The 15867-nt window shown below is 43.4% G+C and carries 14 protein-coding genes and 1 pseudogene; 6 read left to right on the top strand and 9 right to left on the bottom strand.

Annotated elements, in window-relative coordinates; translation table 11 throughout:
- Positions 1-185 precede the first annotated feature (185 nt).
- Together HW560_RS21035 and HW560_RS21030 are read right to left on the bottom strand one after the other, a co-directional pair.
- Positions 186-761: a TetR/AcrR family transcriptional regulator gene (locus HW560_RS21035; protein WP_179264586.1), complete on the bottom strand. Its 576-nt coding sequence runs from the start codon at positions 759-761 to the stop codon at positions 186-188.
- A gap of 238 nt (positions 762-999) precedes the next feature.
- Positions 1000-1629, bottom strand: a complete 630-nt coding sequence (locus HW560_RS21030) for a histidine phosphatase family protein (RefSeq protein WP_090898843.1) — start codon at positions 1627-1629, stop codon at positions 1000-1002.
- Positions 1630-1875: 246 nt separating this feature from the next.
- On the opposite strand from HW560_RS21030, the gene HW560_RS21025 reads away from it, so the two are divergent.
- Both HW560_RS21025 and HW560_RS34015 read left to right on the top strand, forming a co-directional pair.
- Positions 1876-3432: a glycine betaine uptake BCCT transporter gene (locus HW560_RS21025; RefSeq protein WP_090898846.1), complete on the top strand. Its 1557-nt coding sequence runs from the start codon at positions 1876-1878 to the stop codon at positions 3430-3432.
- 136 nt (positions 3433-3568) lie between these two features.
- Positions 3569-3778: pseudogene (locus tag HW560_RS34015) on the top strand (hypothetical protein); the annotation flags it as partial.
- Between the two features lie 293 nt (positions 3779-4071).
- On the opposite strand, the gene HW560_RS21020 reads toward HW560_RS34015, so the two are convergent.
- On the bottom strand, positions 4072-4635 hold the full coding sequence (locus HW560_RS21020; protein ID WP_306459211.1) for a TetR/AcrR family transcriptional regulator: 564 nt from the start codon (positions 4633-4635) through the stop codon (positions 4072-4074).
- Positions 4636-4890: 255 nt separating this feature from the next.
- Here HW560_RS21020 and gap point away from each other — a divergent pair, with 255 nt between their 5' ends.
- Together gap and HW560_RS21010 are read left to right on the top strand one after the other, a co-directional pair.
- On the top strand, positions 4891-5901 hold the full coding sequence (gap, locus tag HW560_RS21015) for a type I glyceraldehyde-3-phosphate dehydrogenase (RefSeq protein WP_090898853.1): 1011 nt from the start codon (positions 4891-4893) through the stop codon (positions 5899-5901).
- A 176-nt stretch (positions 5902-6077) separates the two neighbouring features.
- The gene (locus tag HW560_RS21010; protein WP_179264584.1) at positions 6078-7058 is read left to right on the top strand and encodes an NAD-dependent epimerase/dehydratase family protein; all 981 of its coding nucleotides are present in this window, start codon (positions 6078-6080) and stop codon (positions 7056-7058) included.
- Between the two features lie 231 nt (positions 7059-7289).
- Here HW560_RS21010 and HW560_RS21005 read toward each other — a convergent pair whose 3' ends face one another.
- The 3 genes from HW560_RS21005 to HW560_RS20995 all read right to left on the bottom strand — a co-directional run bounded on the left by HW560_RS21005 (position 7290) and on the right by HW560_RS20995 (position 10289).
- Positions 7290-8012 (bottom strand): class I SAM-dependent methyltransferase, encoded by a 723-nt coding sequence (locus HW560_RS21005; protein WP_177185724.1) that lies wholly within the window; start codon positions 8010-8012, stop codon positions 7290-7292.
- Positions 8013-8360: 348 nt separating this feature from the next.
- Complete coding sequence (locus HW560_RS21000) at positions 8361-9296, bottom strand: NADP-dependent oxidoreductase (RefSeq protein ID WP_090898862.1); 936 nt, start codon at positions 9294-9296, stop codon at positions 8361-8363.
- 243 nt (positions 9297-9539) lie between these two features.
- On the bottom strand, positions 9540-10289 hold the full coding sequence (locus HW560_RS20995) for a pentapeptide repeat-containing protein (protein ID WP_090898864.1): 750 nt from the start codon (positions 10287-10289) through the stop codon (positions 9540-9542).
- Between the two features lie 236 nt (positions 10290-10525).
- On the opposite strand from HW560_RS20995, the gene HW560_RS20990 reads away from it, so the two are divergent.
- Positions 10526-11185 carry a TetR/AcrR family transcriptional regulator gene (locus HW560_RS20990; RefSeq protein ID WP_179264582.1) on the top strand — a complete coding sequence of 220 codons (660 nt, stop codon included), beginning with the start codon at positions 10526-10528 and terminating at the stop codon, positions 11183-11185.
- Between the two features lie 112 nt (positions 11186-11297).
- A complete protein-coding gene (locus HW560_RS20985; RefSeq protein WP_179264580.1) occupies positions 11298-12443 on the top strand; it encodes an alpha/beta hydrolase in 1146 nt (381 codons plus the stop codon).
- A 127-nt stretch (positions 12444-12570) separates the two neighbouring features.
- On the opposite strand, the gene HW560_RS20980 is transcribed toward HW560_RS20985, so the two are convergent.
- The 3 genes from HW560_RS20980 to HW560_RS20970 form a co-directional block, all read right to left on the bottom strand.
- Entirely contained in the window at positions 12571-13134 is a 564-nt protein-coding gene (locus HW560_RS20980; RefSeq protein WP_179264578.1) for a GNAT family N-acetyltransferase, read from the bottom strand.
- Positions 13135-13569: 435 nt separating this feature from the next.
- Positions 13570-14424: an NAD-dependent epimerase/dehydratase family protein gene (locus tag HW560_RS20975; protein ID WP_179264576.1), complete on the bottom strand. Its 855-nt coding sequence runs from the start codon at positions 14422-14424 to the stop codon at positions 13570-13572.
- Positions 14425-14493: 69 nt separating this feature from the next.
- Positions 14494-15762, bottom strand: coding sequence for an MFS transporter (locus HW560_RS20970; RefSeq protein WP_179264574.1), 1269 nt, complete (start codon positions 15760-15762; stop codon positions 14494-14496).
- Between the last annotated feature and the right edge of the window lie 105 nt (positions 15763-15867).

Here is a 15867-nt window from a genome sequence, read left to right as displayed (position 1 = left end):
TTTTATATAAATTGACCTAGGAGATGTTAAACAGCTACAAACCTGGTTAACAGCTAGACGTTACTTCCAAATGAATCAATACACGATTTTTATCGAAAAGCCCCACCTCCTTCAAGGTTTCGTGGTGTATTATTCCGCCTTCCATTATTTTTGACTTCGTAGTCAAGAATTTCACAAAAAAAAGATCAAGACATGATCATGCCAAATGAAGTACGCAGAACCGTCTCGATCTGTTCACGGGATGAACCTGATTTCTCCATAACTCTCACACCAAGAATGGTGTTATATAGATAAGATGCAAGCTCTATACTCGTAAACCGGTTGGAAATTAACTGCTGTTTCTGGCCACTGCTTATGATTTTCTCTAATATCAGTTGAATCTCTTCTGCCATGAGCTCAGCTTCGCGTGTGACCTGCTCGTCATCTGTTCCGAATTCGAGTGATGCATTCACAAGTAGACACCCTTGGCAGCCTTTTTCACCATCTAAAAGTGAATACCGTAAGGCATCCAGTTTATCACCGGGTGACGAATCCAGCGCTTCAATCTCCTTCAGTTTCGCTATGACCTGTTCACGGTAGAGTGCCAACGCCTTCAGGAACAACGATCGTTTGTCTTTATAAACACAGTATAAACTTTGCTTTTTGACTCCTGTAGTACGCGTAAGGTCCTCATAAGAAGTTGCTTTGAAGCCTTGATTCCAGAACACTTCCATAGACTGGTGTAATACACGATCGACATCAAATTCTCTTGGTCTGCTCATGCAATTAATATATCAGTTATTGACCACGCAGTCAAAAATATTACTTCCTTTTTCAAAGAGGATGGTTTTATTTAACTTAACTCTACAAGAGTTAGCCCTTCTCTCCCTCACTAACTATTGTAGGCCCAAGCTCATTTAAATCATTTGATTTAGTTCTTGCCCTTCCATCAGGAAACGATAAAAAAAGCCGCCAAAATAGCGACTTGAATGAGAATATGTTCTTCTTGTCCCTCGACATCTAAGACATTCCAGCTTGCTGTAAAACATCTTCTAATTTCAATTTTCCAACAACTTGATACCCTTTATGGTCTCCCAGTGGTTTAATAATGACTGTCTCCATACTCGAGAGTTCTCCTAATCCCAGACCGCTAGGAAAAGAGTGAGCTACAATAAGCCTGTTCGAATTCGTTGAAGCGGTTTGCTCCACTTCATTTGTAAATGCTTGAATTGTGCTGTTTATATTTTCCGTGTCCAGATTTTGACTGAGTTTATATATGTTTAACCAAAATGTATTTTCTTTAACATTTTGTGCACCAAAAGCAATCTGAGCAGTTTGGAGAGTTCGACAAAGGGGGCTTGCTTTCACGGGGAAGTGGACAGGGATATTTAGTTTCCGAATAGCATGACCATACTTCTCTGCCTGTTCCTTTCCAACCGCACTTAAATTCCTCTGTGTAGAGCAATCTGTCAGACTAAAATCTGGTTGATCTACTCCCACTGTTGCATCTCCATGTCGGACATAAAGGATGTAACCACCTTTTTGTAGATCATTTATGAGAGAAGCTGTGGGAATTTCCGATGCTTCGACTGTATGATTTGCTCCAAAGAACAATAAAAGACTGATGACAAAAACGGATACACGGTACATGGCTCTTCCACCTTTTTCTCCCTACTCTCCCCCTTGTTATCATTTTTTATTCAACATTTCCTCTCCTTAAGGGAGATCGAAAATTGATAAATCCTTCCCTCTGAAAAAGAGGACTTTTACCACACCTGTTTCAATACACGGCGGTTTGTTTTATTTTATCAACAGCTGGCTTTCCGAATGATTACTAGCTGGACTAGCACATACTAAGGAAAATTTGGATGAAGATTACATAACGGAGGTCTCTTCATGGTATTTACCATCACAATTATCATCGTTGCACTGTTTGCAATATGGGGGGCCGTCGCCCCTGATCAGCTGGCGGATGTGGCTAACGTTGCCTACAACTTCTCTATTCACAATTTTGGCTGGTTTTATTTGTTAGCGACACTGTTCTTCCTGATCTTTGCTTTCTATCTGGCATTCAGCCGATTTGGCGGGATCAGGCTAGGGGATGACGATGATGAACCGGAATATTCTACGATTTCCTGGCTATCCATGCTGTTTAGCGCTGGTATGGGAATCGGACTGGTTTTCTGGGGAGTTGCCGAGCCCCTGTCCCACTATTTATCTGCACCGGAAGGAGCAGAAGCCGGAACTGCGCAGGCAGCAAGACTTTCCATGCGTTATTCCTTTTTCCACTGGGGGCTGCATCCTTGGGCGATCTATACCGTCATCGGTTTAGCGCTTGCTTACTTCCAGTTCCGGAAAGGATACAAAGGGCTGATCAGTTCCACCTTTATCCCTCTGATTGGTGAGCGTCTTGCCGCAGGCTGGCTTGGCAAGTTCATTGATATTCTGGCGGTTATCTCCACCATCTTTGGTGTTGCGACTTCGCTTGGATTGGGTGCACTTCAGATCGGTGGGGGGCTGAATCACTTATTCGGTATTCCTAACTCGGTTATGACCCAAGTTGTCATTATCTCAGTTGTAACCGTACTGTTTCTAATCTCGGCAACCTCCGGACTGGATAAAGGGATTAAGATTCTGAGCAACACCAACCTCGTTATAGCGGTGCTGTTGATGGTGTTTGTGTTGGTAACTGGACCAACTTCTTTTATATTTGACACCTTCACAACAACCCTGGGCAGTTATATGCAGAATATTATTAATATGAGTTTGAGATTGACGCCGTTCTCAAGAGAAACCTGGATTGGAACATGGACGTTATTTTACTGGGCATGGTGGATCGCTTGGGCTCCCTTTGTCGGTACTTTTATCGCAAGGGTATCCAAAGGAAGAACCATAAAGGAATTTGTAATTTACGTCATGGTTATTCCAAGCCTTTTCGGATTTGTCTGGTTCTCCGTCTTCGGCGGAACAGGACTTCACATGGAATTGTTCAATGCATCCCATCTGGCGGAAGCCGTCAAGGAAGATGCGACAACCGCTTTATTCCTTATGTTGGAGCAGTTGCCTTTAGGCACGATCGTAGCATTTATCGCTACTCTCCTGATTATGATCTTCTTTATTACGTCGGCTGATTCGGCTACCTTTGTGCTTGGCATGCTGACTACAGATGGCAAGATGAACCCGAGTACAAGAGTGAAATTAACTTGGGGAATCATGCAGTCCGCTATTGCGGTAGTGTTGCTGATCAGTGGTGGATTGAACGGCCTTCAGACGGCCTCCATAGTTGCTGCTCTGCCGTTCGCTGTTGTCCTTATCGGGATGTGTTTCTCCCTGCTCAAGGCACTGCAGTCCGAGGACAGAGAGCGACGTCAGAAGGAAAAACGGCAGCGCCAAAAGCTGAAACGACTGCTGGAGGAACATGAAAACTTGCAGCCTGAAGTTCCGGGCACGTAATGTATCTTGTTGATCTCGTTAGAAAGTGTCCCTGTCTTTTCTTCGAGAATTGTAGTACAAGCTTCTCCTTGTTCTATTACACGCAAGTACATAAAAAAAACCAAAGTTCCGATCGGAACTTTGGTTTTTTTTATGTAACATTTGGTGCACAGCGGACGATAATAAGTACGAAGCTAAGCGTATACCTAATGCTGTCTTGAAACCAATTCAATCGATCTGGGGCCATTTTGCCGGTCGTGGAATCAACAGTACCGATAATCAATTTATTGATGACAATCTAAAACATTTGTTGTCACTCGCACTAATGAATAGATCGTCAATTGCATCAGATGTCTGTCAGGCCTAGCAGATGCCCTGTTCTTTAGCCCGGTTATAACTCTTTTTTCTGCGATCGTACTTCCTTTAACGAATCCAGTGAACTCTGAAGACTGTAGCATGTTCTTGTCATCAATGGTACAATTTCTTAGCCTTAGCTCGGGACAAGAACTTGTACCGATAACATAAAAAAGCCGCTAAAATAGCGACTTCAATGGGAATATGTTTTTGTTCCTCGACATTACTGCAACAAAAAAGCATTCTTTCTTACAACTGCGTGAAAAATATAAAAAACCACCCGTTCGGGCTATTGCATAAGACAGATTAACCGATCTTTAAGCAGCATTGCTGCAAATAGGACGAGAAGATTTTTTTATTCATTAGCATGTGCTTGTTATCCCCATCCAACTTGCTGAGTAAAATCCCTCCCTCCAACAAGGAAAATGCAAATGATGCTAGCGCATCCACATCCAGATCCTCCCTGAACTCCCCAGCTTGAATGCCGTCACGAATAATACTTTTCATCATATCCAAGAAGTTATGCATCCCTTGCCTTGCCTGACCACAAAGCTCCAAATGCGTATCGTCACTTTCTACAGCTGTATTCTGCATGGGACATCCGCCGATAAATGGGGGATCGTGGACGACATTCTCATAAACACGAAAAAAAGCAACCAACTTTCCTGACGCAGACTGCTCTTGATCGACCGCTTCAGAAAATTTACTGGCGACCATACTGGCAGCATAATTGTAGGCTTCAAGCGCTATCTCGTCTTTACTGGCAAAATGTCGATAGATGCCCCCCTTCTTAATTCCTGTGTCGGCAATAATATCGTTTAGCGATGTACCCGCATATCCTCTCTGGTTAAAAATTTCAGCCGATTTCATAATGATATGTTCCCGTGTTCTGTCTCCTTTTTTCATGAGTTCCTCCGTATGAACCTTTTTTTATTTCATTTGTTTTAAATGAATTATTCAATTCGCCTTGCAATTCACTAATATCATGCTAATATAAAAATACCGATCGGTTTCTTTTTATATTATACAACAGGCCATTCTAGAATGAAATAGCGCTGGCCCATTTTTATATCATCACTAGCGTTCGCTTATTGGAATAAATAAAACTCATAGGGGGATTTTTCAATGACTGTAAAAGTAGGTATAAACGGTTTTGGACGAATCGGACGAATCGCTTTTCGCCGAATTCAAGATGTGGAAGGCGTCGAGGTGGTAGCGATTAACGACCTTACGAACGCTAAAATGTTAGCTCATCTGCTCAAATACGATACGACGCAAGGTACTTTTCAGGGTGACATCGAAGTAAATGACGGAGCCTTCAAAGTAAACGGCAAAGAGGTTAAGGTTTTGGCTAAGCGGAATCCTGAAGAACTTCCTTGGGGAGAGCTTGGCGTTGATATTGTTCTCGAATGTACAGGCTTCTTCACTACGAAAGAGAAGGCCGAGCTTCACCTGAAAGGCGGAGCGAAGAAAGTCGTCATTTCCGCCCCTGCTACAGGCGACATGAAAACGATCGTTTACAATGTAAACCATGACACACTGGACGGAACGGAAACCGTTATTTCCGGCGCTTCCTGCACAACCAACTGCCTGGCCCCTATGGCTAAAGCTCTGCACGACAAGTTTGGTATCCAATCCGGGCTGATGACGACCGTTCACGCCTACACGGGTAACCAAAACACGCTTGACGCTCCGGATCCAAAAGGCGATTTCCGAGCTGCGCGCGCCTCAGCGGAGAACATCGTGCCTTACTCCACCGGTGCCGCAAAAGCCATTGGTCTGGTTCTCCCGGAACTAAAGGGCAAACTGGATGGGGCATCTCAACGTGTACCTGTACCAACAGGTTCTGTTACTGAACTCGTTGCCGTTTTGAGTACAAAGGTAACAGTTGAGCAAGTTAACGCTGCTATGAAAGAAGCTTCCGATCCAGAAACGTTCGGCTACACGGAAGACGAAATTGTATCTTCCGATATCAAAGGCATCACATTCGGTTCGCTTTTCGACGCCACCCAGACGAAAGTTCTGACTGTCGGTGACCATCAATTGGTGAAAACCGCAGCTTGGTACGATAACGAAATGTCTTATACAGCCCAATTGGTTCGTACGCTGGAGCACTTCGCTAAGATCGCTAGATAAATAATCGTAAGATGGAGAGAAAGAAAATTCTATGAAGAATGCGCTCTACAGTACGATGATCGATTGTTCGGCATTAGTCTGGTTTTGACCGGAGGCGCGGCGGTTGAGCTATACCATCAATCCACGGCGCCGCCAGGCGGAATATCCTGAATTCCGAACCGAAAGGATGATTTACTTTGAAAATTCTCGTCACGGGAGGCACCGGCCTGCTCGGTGGCCGCCTGATCCCAAAGCTCGTGGAGGATGGTCACCAGATTTTCGCCTTCACACGCTCTGTATCAGCTCACGCCAAACTCAAGGCCATGGGTGCGACGCCGGTCGATGCCGATCTCGAAAGCAGCACGCCAATCGTTTTACCGATGATCGATGCAGTTGTGCATGCGGCTGCCCTTTTCCGCTTTTCAGGGCCTCGCGAACCCTTCTTCCGTACCAACGTCGATGGCACCGCAGCTTTGCTGAAGGCAGCTGAGTCCGCCCGTGCGAAGACATTCGTCTACATCAGTGCGGCAGGGATCCACATGGATAACGGCGGTACGCTTATCCGCGACGCTGATGAAAGCGCGCCGACTTTCCCGAATCACTTCTCCGCCTATCTGGCGAGCAAGGCACGGGCAGATTCTTTGGTTCTGGCAGCCAATAAACCCGGCTTTCGCACGATCGCGCTTCGCCCACCGGCTATCTGGGGGCCTGGTGATCCGTTTAGCCGAGCGCTTCCCGAAGCAGTCAGATCTGGACAGTTCGCGTTCATCGACCGCGGTGATTACCCTTTTTCAACCTGCCATGTGGACAATGTGGTTGAAGCCATACAATGCGCTCTTGAACACGGAGAAGGCGGCCATGCCTACTTTATCAAGGATCAGGAAGGGCAGACTTTCCGTGAGTTTGTCGCCTCGCTTGCGAACTTGCAGGGCTTGTCCATCGATAAGATGCGTTCGCTGTCCTACTGGCTCGTCTCTGCCATTGGCCGGCTGTTCGACACGATCTGGGCCGTCACACGGAAAGACGGCGATCCGCCGATCTCACGCTCGATGATACGCATGATTGGGCGTGAGTTCACCGTCAACGATGCCGCTGCACGTCGAGAGTTGGGTTATGTCGGAAGAACTTTGCGCGACGCCGGCTTGCAAAGCTATGAGGAAACATCTGCTCGACGATAGGGCTTTGGAGGGCAAACGACGGCAATCGGTGGTAAGTTGTTTCCTGGGCTGGCTCTTTTGGCCAATTTGGTAAGCATGAGCACTACAGGATCATCAAAAGCCTATTAGCGTAATAAAGGAGCAGTCGCCGCCGGCGATACTGCTCCTTTATTTGTTCAACTTAAGTGCTCCGTTAGTTCAGTGATTTCTACATTAAGTATGAGATAATTGCTGCTTTAGACAGTTTTGGCTTTAGACAGTTTTGGACCCTATCCCATACTGAAAGTACTTAGGGGTGCAATGGACATGCAATTCAATTCCCACACTAGCAGCAATTTGCTCGATCTCTTTATCGTCAAAGAAATTCTTCACTATAGTAGCATGATCACCATTATTAAGCTTCCGAACCATCGTTTGCCCAGATGTCCCCACTACATGGGACTCACGGGTTCCTGCTACTTCTCGATCATCGATAAAAAACATTTTCCCTCCGGGCTTCAAACAGCGTGATACCATGGTGAAGAAGCTTGCCAGTCTCTCTCTGGGTAAATGAGATATCCAAAAAGTAAAAGCAACTGAATCGTATAACTGATCCGGAGACCAACTGAAAAGATCTGCAATGATCGTTCTTACATTGGGTTCAGATGCCACCGGATTATGCGAAAGCATTTCTTCGGAACCGTCTACAAGGGTCAATATAAGGGCATCTTTTAAAAACAGACTACTCCAAGTGCCCGTCCCCGCCGCAAGTTCAAGAAAGTCACCATGAAAATGTTCAGCTTTAAAAGCTTCCTTAATCGTACGGATCTCATCGAACCAAATTTGGTTGGCTTCGTCGCCTTGATTAAATGTGCCTCGACGGTACCACCAGTCATCATACTCTGGAGCTCGTTCTTTATAATATTTCAACTGATCCTGAAGCTGCTCATCTGTCACACTTTCGTACGAAGCATCGTTGGTTTCCTTGCTGTTCATGCAAACATCATTCCCTTCTCCCATCAGGGCTTATGTCAAAGATTTTTCCATTAACAAAAGTCCTAATAAAATTAAATTTTCACATACTTTCGTTGAATATCTCCTCTAATTTTATAATCATAAATACAACATTTATATGATTCATCAACTTTAAACTTGAAATTATTTATTCTAAATCATTATGTAATTCACATTCAATTTAGATGTTCTAACGTTGTTTCTTTAGGTAAAGTTTTGATTCTTGCTATACCGAAAAAAATTAAAAAAAGCCGCTAAATTAGCGACTTTCAATGGGATCATGTTCCTGTCCCACAACACTATTTTAATATTTATCGTTTTTTTCCTTTTTTAAAATGTAATGACAATTTTACCTACAGCGTGGTGAGTCTCACTCAAAGCATGTGCATCATAAATACCCTGTCTACTAAAAGGGAATGTTGCCCCTACAATCGACTTAATCTTTTTCTGTTCCATCAGATCTGCCATTCTCTGCAATTGATCACCATCTGGTTGTAGCCAAATCCCCTTTGCTGATACATTGTGAGACTTAGCCATATCATGATTCGGTTCACCAACAATGGTAATCAGTCTTCCGATATTTGGCTTAAGCACCTTATAGCTATTCTCAGCTACTTCTCCACCCATCGTGTCGAACACTAAATCGATATCTTTTAGAATCTCTTCAAAGTTTTCCTTTTTGTAATCAATGACTTGATCAGCACCTAATGAATAGAGAAGTTCATGATTTTTTTCACTTGCTGTTGTAATAACATGAGCGCCGGCATACTTTGCTAATTGAATGGCATAAATACCTACACCACCAGCGCCAGCGTGAATAAGTACAGTTTCGCCTTCTTCTAAATGGCCATGAGTAAACAATGCCTGCCATGCTGTTAAACCAGCTAAAGGTACAGCCGCAGCCTCCTCATATGAGATTGAATCGGGTAGTTTTGCCAGTAGGTGCTCATCAACTGCAGTATACTCAGCATACGTACCAAAACGAGTTGTTTCAGGACGACTGAATACTCGGTCCCCAACTTTCCACTTCGTAACGTTTAAACCAATTTCAGTTATGACTCCAGCTACATCCCAACCTAAGATAATAGGAAATTCCCAATCAAACATTTCTTTCAAGTAACCCTCTCTTAATTTCCAATCGATTGGATTAATGGATGTAGCCTCTAGTTTTACAACCACTTGATTGGCTTCTGCACTTGGTTTATTCACTTCCTGCTCAACTAACTCTTCTTTACTCCCATACTGATTAATCACAACTGCTTTCATTTTTATAACACTCCTTTAAGCTAATAGCCTGTTACGTGCAATTCCCAATTATTTATATATATCTTTCACTGAGCGTTCATGAATATTATCCTTACTTATTTTTTACGACTAGGATAAAATTATGCAAAAAAATAATCAAATTATTAAATATTTATCAAAATACCTTCGACTATTTATACCTAATCGTCAAGGGGAATATGTTCGTGTCCCTCAACATTTTTCCGCGGCCGAGTTGTTTACGCATTATTCCAGACTGCTGAAAAATCGCTCAACAAAAACATCCCCATATATTTTCTTCATATGCGCCGTGTTAAAAATATATTGTTCCATATGCTCAAGCTTGCGCAGATTGCGTACTAGTACTTTCCGATCATCGTCAGATAGATTAGGGTCATCGTCTATCTTCTTCAAAGCATTTTTTACACGTGAGGATACCTGTTCTACATACAAATGGTTTTTTGATTTTGGCGGAATACATTGCGTCAGGTCACAGCCCACAAAACGAACACCATCAAGGATGCAGTTTTCAAAATTGGCGATTAGCTTTTGTTGGCCATCTCCCTCAAACGTAATATCTACTAGCTTGCCGGTAAAGGAACAATTGACGATATTCGCCGCTTGTAAAATCCGGTCACTAAATCTACATTTATAAAAAGTACAGTCGATAAACGTAGCATTCTCCAATGTCATGCCTCTCATATCGCAGGCGGTGAATTCGCAATTGGTGAAAACAGCTTCGTTCCTGGCAATGCCAACAGAGCGCAAGTCGGAACGAATAAATGTACAATGATCAATCGTACTACTGGCAAAAAATCTCGCATTTGTAAGATCGCAGGTACTAAATACAAGATGATGCAGGTTACAGCTCCAAAATATAGGTGAACCAACATTCGAATTTGTTATGGTCGTTTCGCTTATCGTTTCGTGTTCATACCTGACAATATCGGTAAATATTTCGTTGTCTACTGTCATACCAGACTCCAGTCTTCTCATCCCTATCACCCTATCACCCGCTCGAAGTAATTGCGCTGCTGAATTGTAGCGGTACCTTAATAACCAACTTTCATATTTTCACTTTATACATATTGTAACAAATTTAAAATACCTCATGTTAATGAACATAGCAGTAGTTTCAATCACTAATATTCCTAATTTCGATACGACTTGACATGTGAATTGATTATCGATATAGTGTGAATCAGTTCACACTTTGAATAAAGGAGTATTCTATGCCCAAAAATTCTTTCTTTCGTTTAGATGAAGCAAGGCGCGGAGAAATCTCTAATAACGCTATGCATCTTTTTGTTGATAATGATTACGAAGACATTACGATGAAGATGGTTTTGGATCGATTGTCCATGCACCCCGGAACATTTTATCGGTATTTTGAAGACAAGGATGACCTTTATTGTCTATTGGTACGTAATGTTACCCAGAAAAGAGCTGCGTATTTTAATAACAGTAATGAAGATTCACTTTACCGGTTTTTCCTGACTACCTTATTTGGTAACGTTAGTGACACTGTGACCGAGCCGCTGAATGAGTTGGAAATCAAACTCATTCAAACATTTTTAAACATTCCTGAAAACACTTTGCTTAAAGTATATCTGAATGTGCTGAAGGGCGAGTCATTCCCCTTAATCAAGGACATTTTACGCCGAATGAGGGTTGATGGATATCTAAGACCGGATATTGACGATGACCTGATTTCTTTTATGTTTGAGTCCATGCAGTTTAATTTAGTCATGTTTTTTAGGGAATTCGATATTAAGGATTCTACGCTGCAACATAAGCTTAGCAAGTACTTTGCTGACTTTATGAGTCATGGGCTGCTTGAAGATCATACATATTCTGAAATGGTTAGTGATCTCAAGAAAACCAAGGAGTAGACAGGATTCACTGAAGATCGGATGTAATCGGTTCGCAGTTTTGAAAAACGCTCATAGCGCAATCTACGTACTTCACATTTTCCACTTTTATTAATGAAAGGGGAACAAGAATATGAGAACTTATGACGCATTTCCAGAACCAATTGGCGAGTATACTGTCGGTCGAACCCAGATGGATTTGGAGTACACCGCATCAGATCGCTCCAAAAGAGAACTGACAGCGTTTGTGTACTATCCGTCCGATAGTAACGAAGGTAAGACGACATCAACGTACATGTTTCCTGAAGTCTACGAAATGTTGAAGGAGCAGTCACTTGTCACTGCATATCTTAAAGGGGAGGATTTTTTCTCTATAGATATCAAGACTCAGTGCTACGACGACCTTGCTCTCTCCGGGAAGGAAAAGCGCTATCCGGTGTTATTCTATGTTTGCGGCGGGGGCGTTTCTCCAGAATGGGGTACAGTGATCTGTACAGACTTGGCAAGCATCGGATATATTGTGGTAAGCATCGGCCATCAGAATAGCACAATGTATAAGCGTAAAGATGGGCGCCTGTTTAATGTATCAACGGGTTTTTCGAATGCCATTACAGCGCTTTCTGAAGATCCGGAGATGCTGGCGTTGGCTGGTAAGATGGAGATGCGGCCTGACGAGGAAACTGCCATAGAGATGTGCCGTAAAGTGCTTGCACTGCCGATCCTTGCCAAGTTAACAGAGTATAGCGAATTACAGGCAGAAGATGTAAGGTATGTTGCCGATTGTCTTTACAAACTGGACTCTGGAGAGCTGAATTCCATCTTTAAGGGCAGATTGTTGCTTGACATCGGCATAGGCATAATCGGACATTCTTATGGAGGGCTAACGACGGCGATGGTTTGCCGGGACGACGACCGGTTCGCCTGCAGGATTGGCTTGGATAGCGGTGCGTTCGGCCTTCAGGACAGCGACCTTAAGAAACCCTTCTTGTTACTGTTTTGTGAACCTAACTATAATATGAATGCGATAATTGGCGCTAACAATAGCATGGCAACCTATTATTTCTCTGTTGATCGTGTTGCGCATCTAGATTACTGCGACATCCTGTTTACCTATGCTAATGAGGGACTCAGAGGCGAACGGGATGCTGTGGAGATGCGAAATCTGGTTACAGACTATTCAAAGAACTTTTTTGATCATTACTTACTGCAGAAGGAAGCAAGTGTAGAAAGTCTGGCATACGATGGCGTGGACTTGATCAAGAAGACCAGCAACAAGTGACATAACTAAGCGGTTGCTGATAAACGCATTTCAAAGAGTTAGTCGTACAAACACAAAGCCGATAAACCTATTACGCGTTTATCGGCTTTCTCATATTTCAGGCATCGTTGACATAATAAATGTTGGTCTAACTCTTCCGGTAAGCAACCTTATGAAAAGCATTGATATAATGAAATAGTGCTTCACCATCATCAGGTACATGTATGCTTCCATCCAGGGGCAGCATCATGGCCTGATACGACTCTGGAACCATTCTATATTGATGAACATAGGAGGTTAAAATGAACCCGTTGCGCTGCCAGAACTGAATGCGTTCCTGATGAGCCTCGGTTTTCCCGGACTCCGCCTCGATAATCATACCATTGATCCCGTGTTCTCTTAACCCCCAGACTCTGAGTTGCTCCAGCATCCAAGACCCGATGCCCGACCCGCGCAGCTTCTGTTCAACCGCGAGGTAATCGATGATCAGGATGCGGTTCGCTGCCTTCCCCTCCAGTCCAGTAACAGCCATCGCAACCACTTCTCCTTGATGCATGCCCGTGTGTAAGTAACCAATTCCCCTGTGCAGCATATTGCGCAAAATCGCTTTTGTCTTCGCCCCGCTTGGAAAAGCCTCATGATAAATTCGCTCCATCCGCGCCCATAATGCTTCATCCCACTCCACTATAGTTGTAAACTCTAATTCCAGCATTTCATTCCCCTCCAGTTTTTTATCAGCGCTTAAATTTTGTATCTCAAGTAAAGGAAGTAACCAAAATAACATTTTAAAAAGATCCCTTCCTCTGTTATCTGTTATGCACAAAGCGGATGAACACGTGAAGAAACGATGATTTCAGTATTTCACTATTTTGTGGGGTAGTCCACCTTTGATTGTATTATACTAAAGCTGATTGCTATTTGGTTCATCGTCATACTTTTTGGGTTGGTAACTGACCAAGCCATCAAATAGTTCAGACTTATTCCCATTTCAGGTTACTGAGTTATGAAATATAAAACAAAGAAAGCAGTTGATCACCTGGTCAGCTGCTTTCTTTGTTTGAAACAAGTGTTATTTCATTGCAAAGATTGTTTAGATTGTTAGAAAGTTGATGTTTCCGATATAGGGCCATAACTAATCATGTGGAGGTTATCGTAAAGACTTGGAAAAGCCTGTTCTCCATGTGGGATATTGAGGAATCCACCCGCATTCGTTCTTGGCTTTGCGGTTCGAGGCCCCTCTCTCCCACGGGCTTGCTCCCGATTGAATATCTGGTGCTGGTGCACCCAAGGCTTGAGCGTATACAGGGAGCCAGTCTGTCCCTTTAGCTGGTTCATCATCCACAATGTTATACGTACCCGTTGGCCAATCCAGCGCCAGCAAAGCAGCATTCGCAGCATCTTCGACATGAACAAAAGATGATACCCCATCCGTTGCCTTTACTTCTTTGATACTGATCTTCTCTGCTATATCCCCATTTTTAGCATACCAAGTTGCAGGTCCATACAGAGTGCCATATCGCAAAATGACATACGCAGGCATTTCTTTTACGGCTTCCTCCAGAGCCAATACTCCGTGAATTGTAGTATGTCTAGGCATAGGAGCATCCATGTCCAATGCTGTTTCTTCCGTCGCAGGAGTCGTGCCAGGTTCATATGCCCAAGAAATACTCTGTGCGATGATTTTTTGTACCTTCGCCTGTTTTGCTGCATCTACCAAATTTCGTGTTCCTTCAATTCGTATGCGCGCATTTTCTGCCGAACTGCCTTGACTTAATGAGGTTAATTGATGAATAACAACATCAGGTTTAACTTCATTTAGAATTTCCACCATTTGTCCTCGATCAAACACATCTGCAAGAATGGCTTTGGCTCCTAACTGTTCAATGGCCTCTCTTTGCTCTTCTTTCCGCGTCATGCCAATAACTTCGTGACCAGCCTGTATTAATTGCGGCAGCAGCAGTCTACCAATAACACCACTTGCACCAGCAACGAAAATCTTCATAAATATAGACCTCCAAGTTTCATTTTTTATGTTCTAATATTGAGACATTTCTCGATCTTTTTGAGCACATCAACGAATCTTATTTTTTGAATTTTTTCTAGATACCATAGATAAGGATATAATCCCCATAGCTATAGAAATGAATACCATTGCCAATATTCCTGCATTAAAATGACCCATACGATCATGTAGATAGCCCGTTAACAAAGGGCCGGCCGCTCCAATCAGAAATCCTATACACTGAATCATGGCTGCCCAAGAGGCCGCCTCTTCAGGGGAGGAGGTCATTTCAACCGGAAGCAAATTAAGCAGTGCAAACAGCATACCTGATCCCAAACCACAGATTACCACAGCAAACCATAGATAAGTCGAACAGAAGATAAGCAACAGACCAGCGGCTTGCATCAGGGAGGATACGATGAGCCAGCTCCGTCTTGAAGCATGCATTTTGAGAAGCTGCTGTACAACAGCACCACTTGGAATTTGTATCAAAGCGAACAAGGTCACCATAATTCCAGCGTGAAGCATAGATGCACCTGCCGCAATGAGCATTAAGGGAAGCCAGGCTAGAAGGGAATAAAATACGAGAGATAACAACCCGAATTGTACAGCTAGAATCCATGCTTTTCCCTTATGCCAAGGTATTTCCAATGATTTCCCAAGTAAAATTGACGAATCAGCTTTAGGACTCAAAGACTGTCGTTTCAGCACATTGAACCATAATGGCAAAGCCAGAATGACAGGTATCAGCCAGAATGACAGTGACATTTGCCAAGAATGTAGCTTCCAATGCAAGGGTGAAGTAAGGCTTGAACCAAGTGCTGCCCCCAATGCTAAAGCCATGGAGTAGATGGCAATCATGGAGGGTGCACTGTCAGCCATATGCTTTTTAATAAAGCCGGATAACAAAGGTCCCATCATCGCAATACCAATCCCGGATAACAATGTAGTCAAAAATAACAATGAAGCGGAATGGATAAACAGGCGTAAAAGCGTGCTCCCTCCGATCAGCATCAAGGACCAGGTGATGACTCGCTCAATACCGAGCCTTTCACTTAATTTTACAGAGAACGGAGCGAGTATTCCCATACATAACACCGGAATAGAAACGAGCAAGCTGGATACAGCACCACTTAGGCCAAGATCATGTTGAATGCTTTCCAAAACAGGTGCAATGGATGCAACGACGGGTCTCAAATTGAGCGATGCCATAAAAAGTGCCGTAACGCACAGCCAACGATTCAATACGTAGTCTTTGTGGATTGGTATGGGAGATACCGTCTCAGGCGCTATGCTCATCGTGGGTGCTCCAAGGCTGTTGGTTCTACGGTTTCTCATGAGATTAACTTCTTTCTGTTGGATTTGGAATTGGCATGATTTATGATAGCATGATATATTGGTTAACATTAGAGCCATTTTAGACATGTTTTCACCATACCAATT

The sequence above is a fragment of the Paenibacillus sp. E222 genome, from assembly GCF_013401555.1.
In the GTDB taxonomy this organism is placed as follows: domain Bacteria; phylum Bacillota; class Bacilli; order Paenibacillales; family Paenibacillaceae; genus Paenibacillus.
The sequence above is the reverse complement of the archived record's forward strand: the minus strand, read 5'-3'. Positions and strand labels throughout refer to the sequence as shown.

What these genes read in the sequence shown, in the direction of transcription:
- HW560_RS20995 (WP_090898864.1), bottom strand. Translation starts at nt 10,289, where the DNA reads ATGAGAAGACTGGAGTCTGGTATGACAGTAGACAACGAAATATTTACC.
- gap (WP_090898853.1), top strand. Translation starts at nt 4,891, where the DNA reads ATGACTGTAAAAGTAGGTATAAACGGTTTTGGACGAATCGGACGAATC.
- HW560_RS20985 (WP_179264580.1), top strand. Translation starts at nt 11,298, where the DNA reads ATGAGAACTTATGACGCATTTCCAGAACCAATTGGCGAGTATACTGTC.
- HW560_RS21020 (WP_306459211.1), bottom strand. Translation starts at nt 4,635, where the DNA reads ATGAAATCGGCTGAAATTTTTAACCAGAGAGGATATGCGGGTACATCG.
- HW560_RS21000 (WP_090898862.1), bottom strand. Translation starts at nt 9,296, where the DNA reads ATGAAAGCAGTTGTGATTAATCAGTATGGGAGTAAAGAAGAGTTAGTT.
- HW560_RS20980 (WP_179264578.1), bottom strand. Translation starts at nt 13,134, where the DNA reads ATGCTGGAATTAGAGTTTACAACTATAGTGGAGTGGGATGAAGCATTA.
- HW560_RS20990 (WP_179264582.1), top strand. Translation starts at nt 10,526, where the DNA reads ATGCCCAAAAATTCTTTCTTTCGTTTAGATGAAGCAAGGCGCGGAGAA.
- HW560_RS20970 (WP_179264574.1), bottom strand. Translation starts at nt 15,762, where the DNA reads ATGAGAAACCGTAGAACCAACAGCCTTGGAGCACCCACGATGAGCATA.
- HW560_RS21035 (WP_179264586.1), bottom strand. Translation starts at nt 761, where the DNA reads ATGAGCAGACCAAGAGAATTTGATGTCGATCGTGTATTACACCAGTCT.
- HW560_RS21025 (WP_090898846.1), top strand. Translation starts at nt 1,876, where the DNA reads ATGGTATTTACCATCACAATTATCATCGTTGCACTGTTTGCAATATGG.
- HW560_RS21005 (WP_177185724.1), bottom strand. Translation starts at nt 8,012, where the DNA reads ATGAACAGCAAGGAAACCAACGATGCTTCGTACGAAAGTGTGACAGAT.
- HW560_RS21030 (WP_090898843.1), bottom strand. Translation starts at nt 1,629, where the DNA reads ATGTACCGTGTATCCGTTTTTGTCATCAGTCTTTTATTGTTCTTTGGA.
- HW560_RS20975 (WP_179264576.1), bottom strand. Translation starts at nt 14,424, where the DNA reads ATGAAGATTTTCGTTGCTGGTGCAAGTGGTGTTATTGGTAGACTGCTG.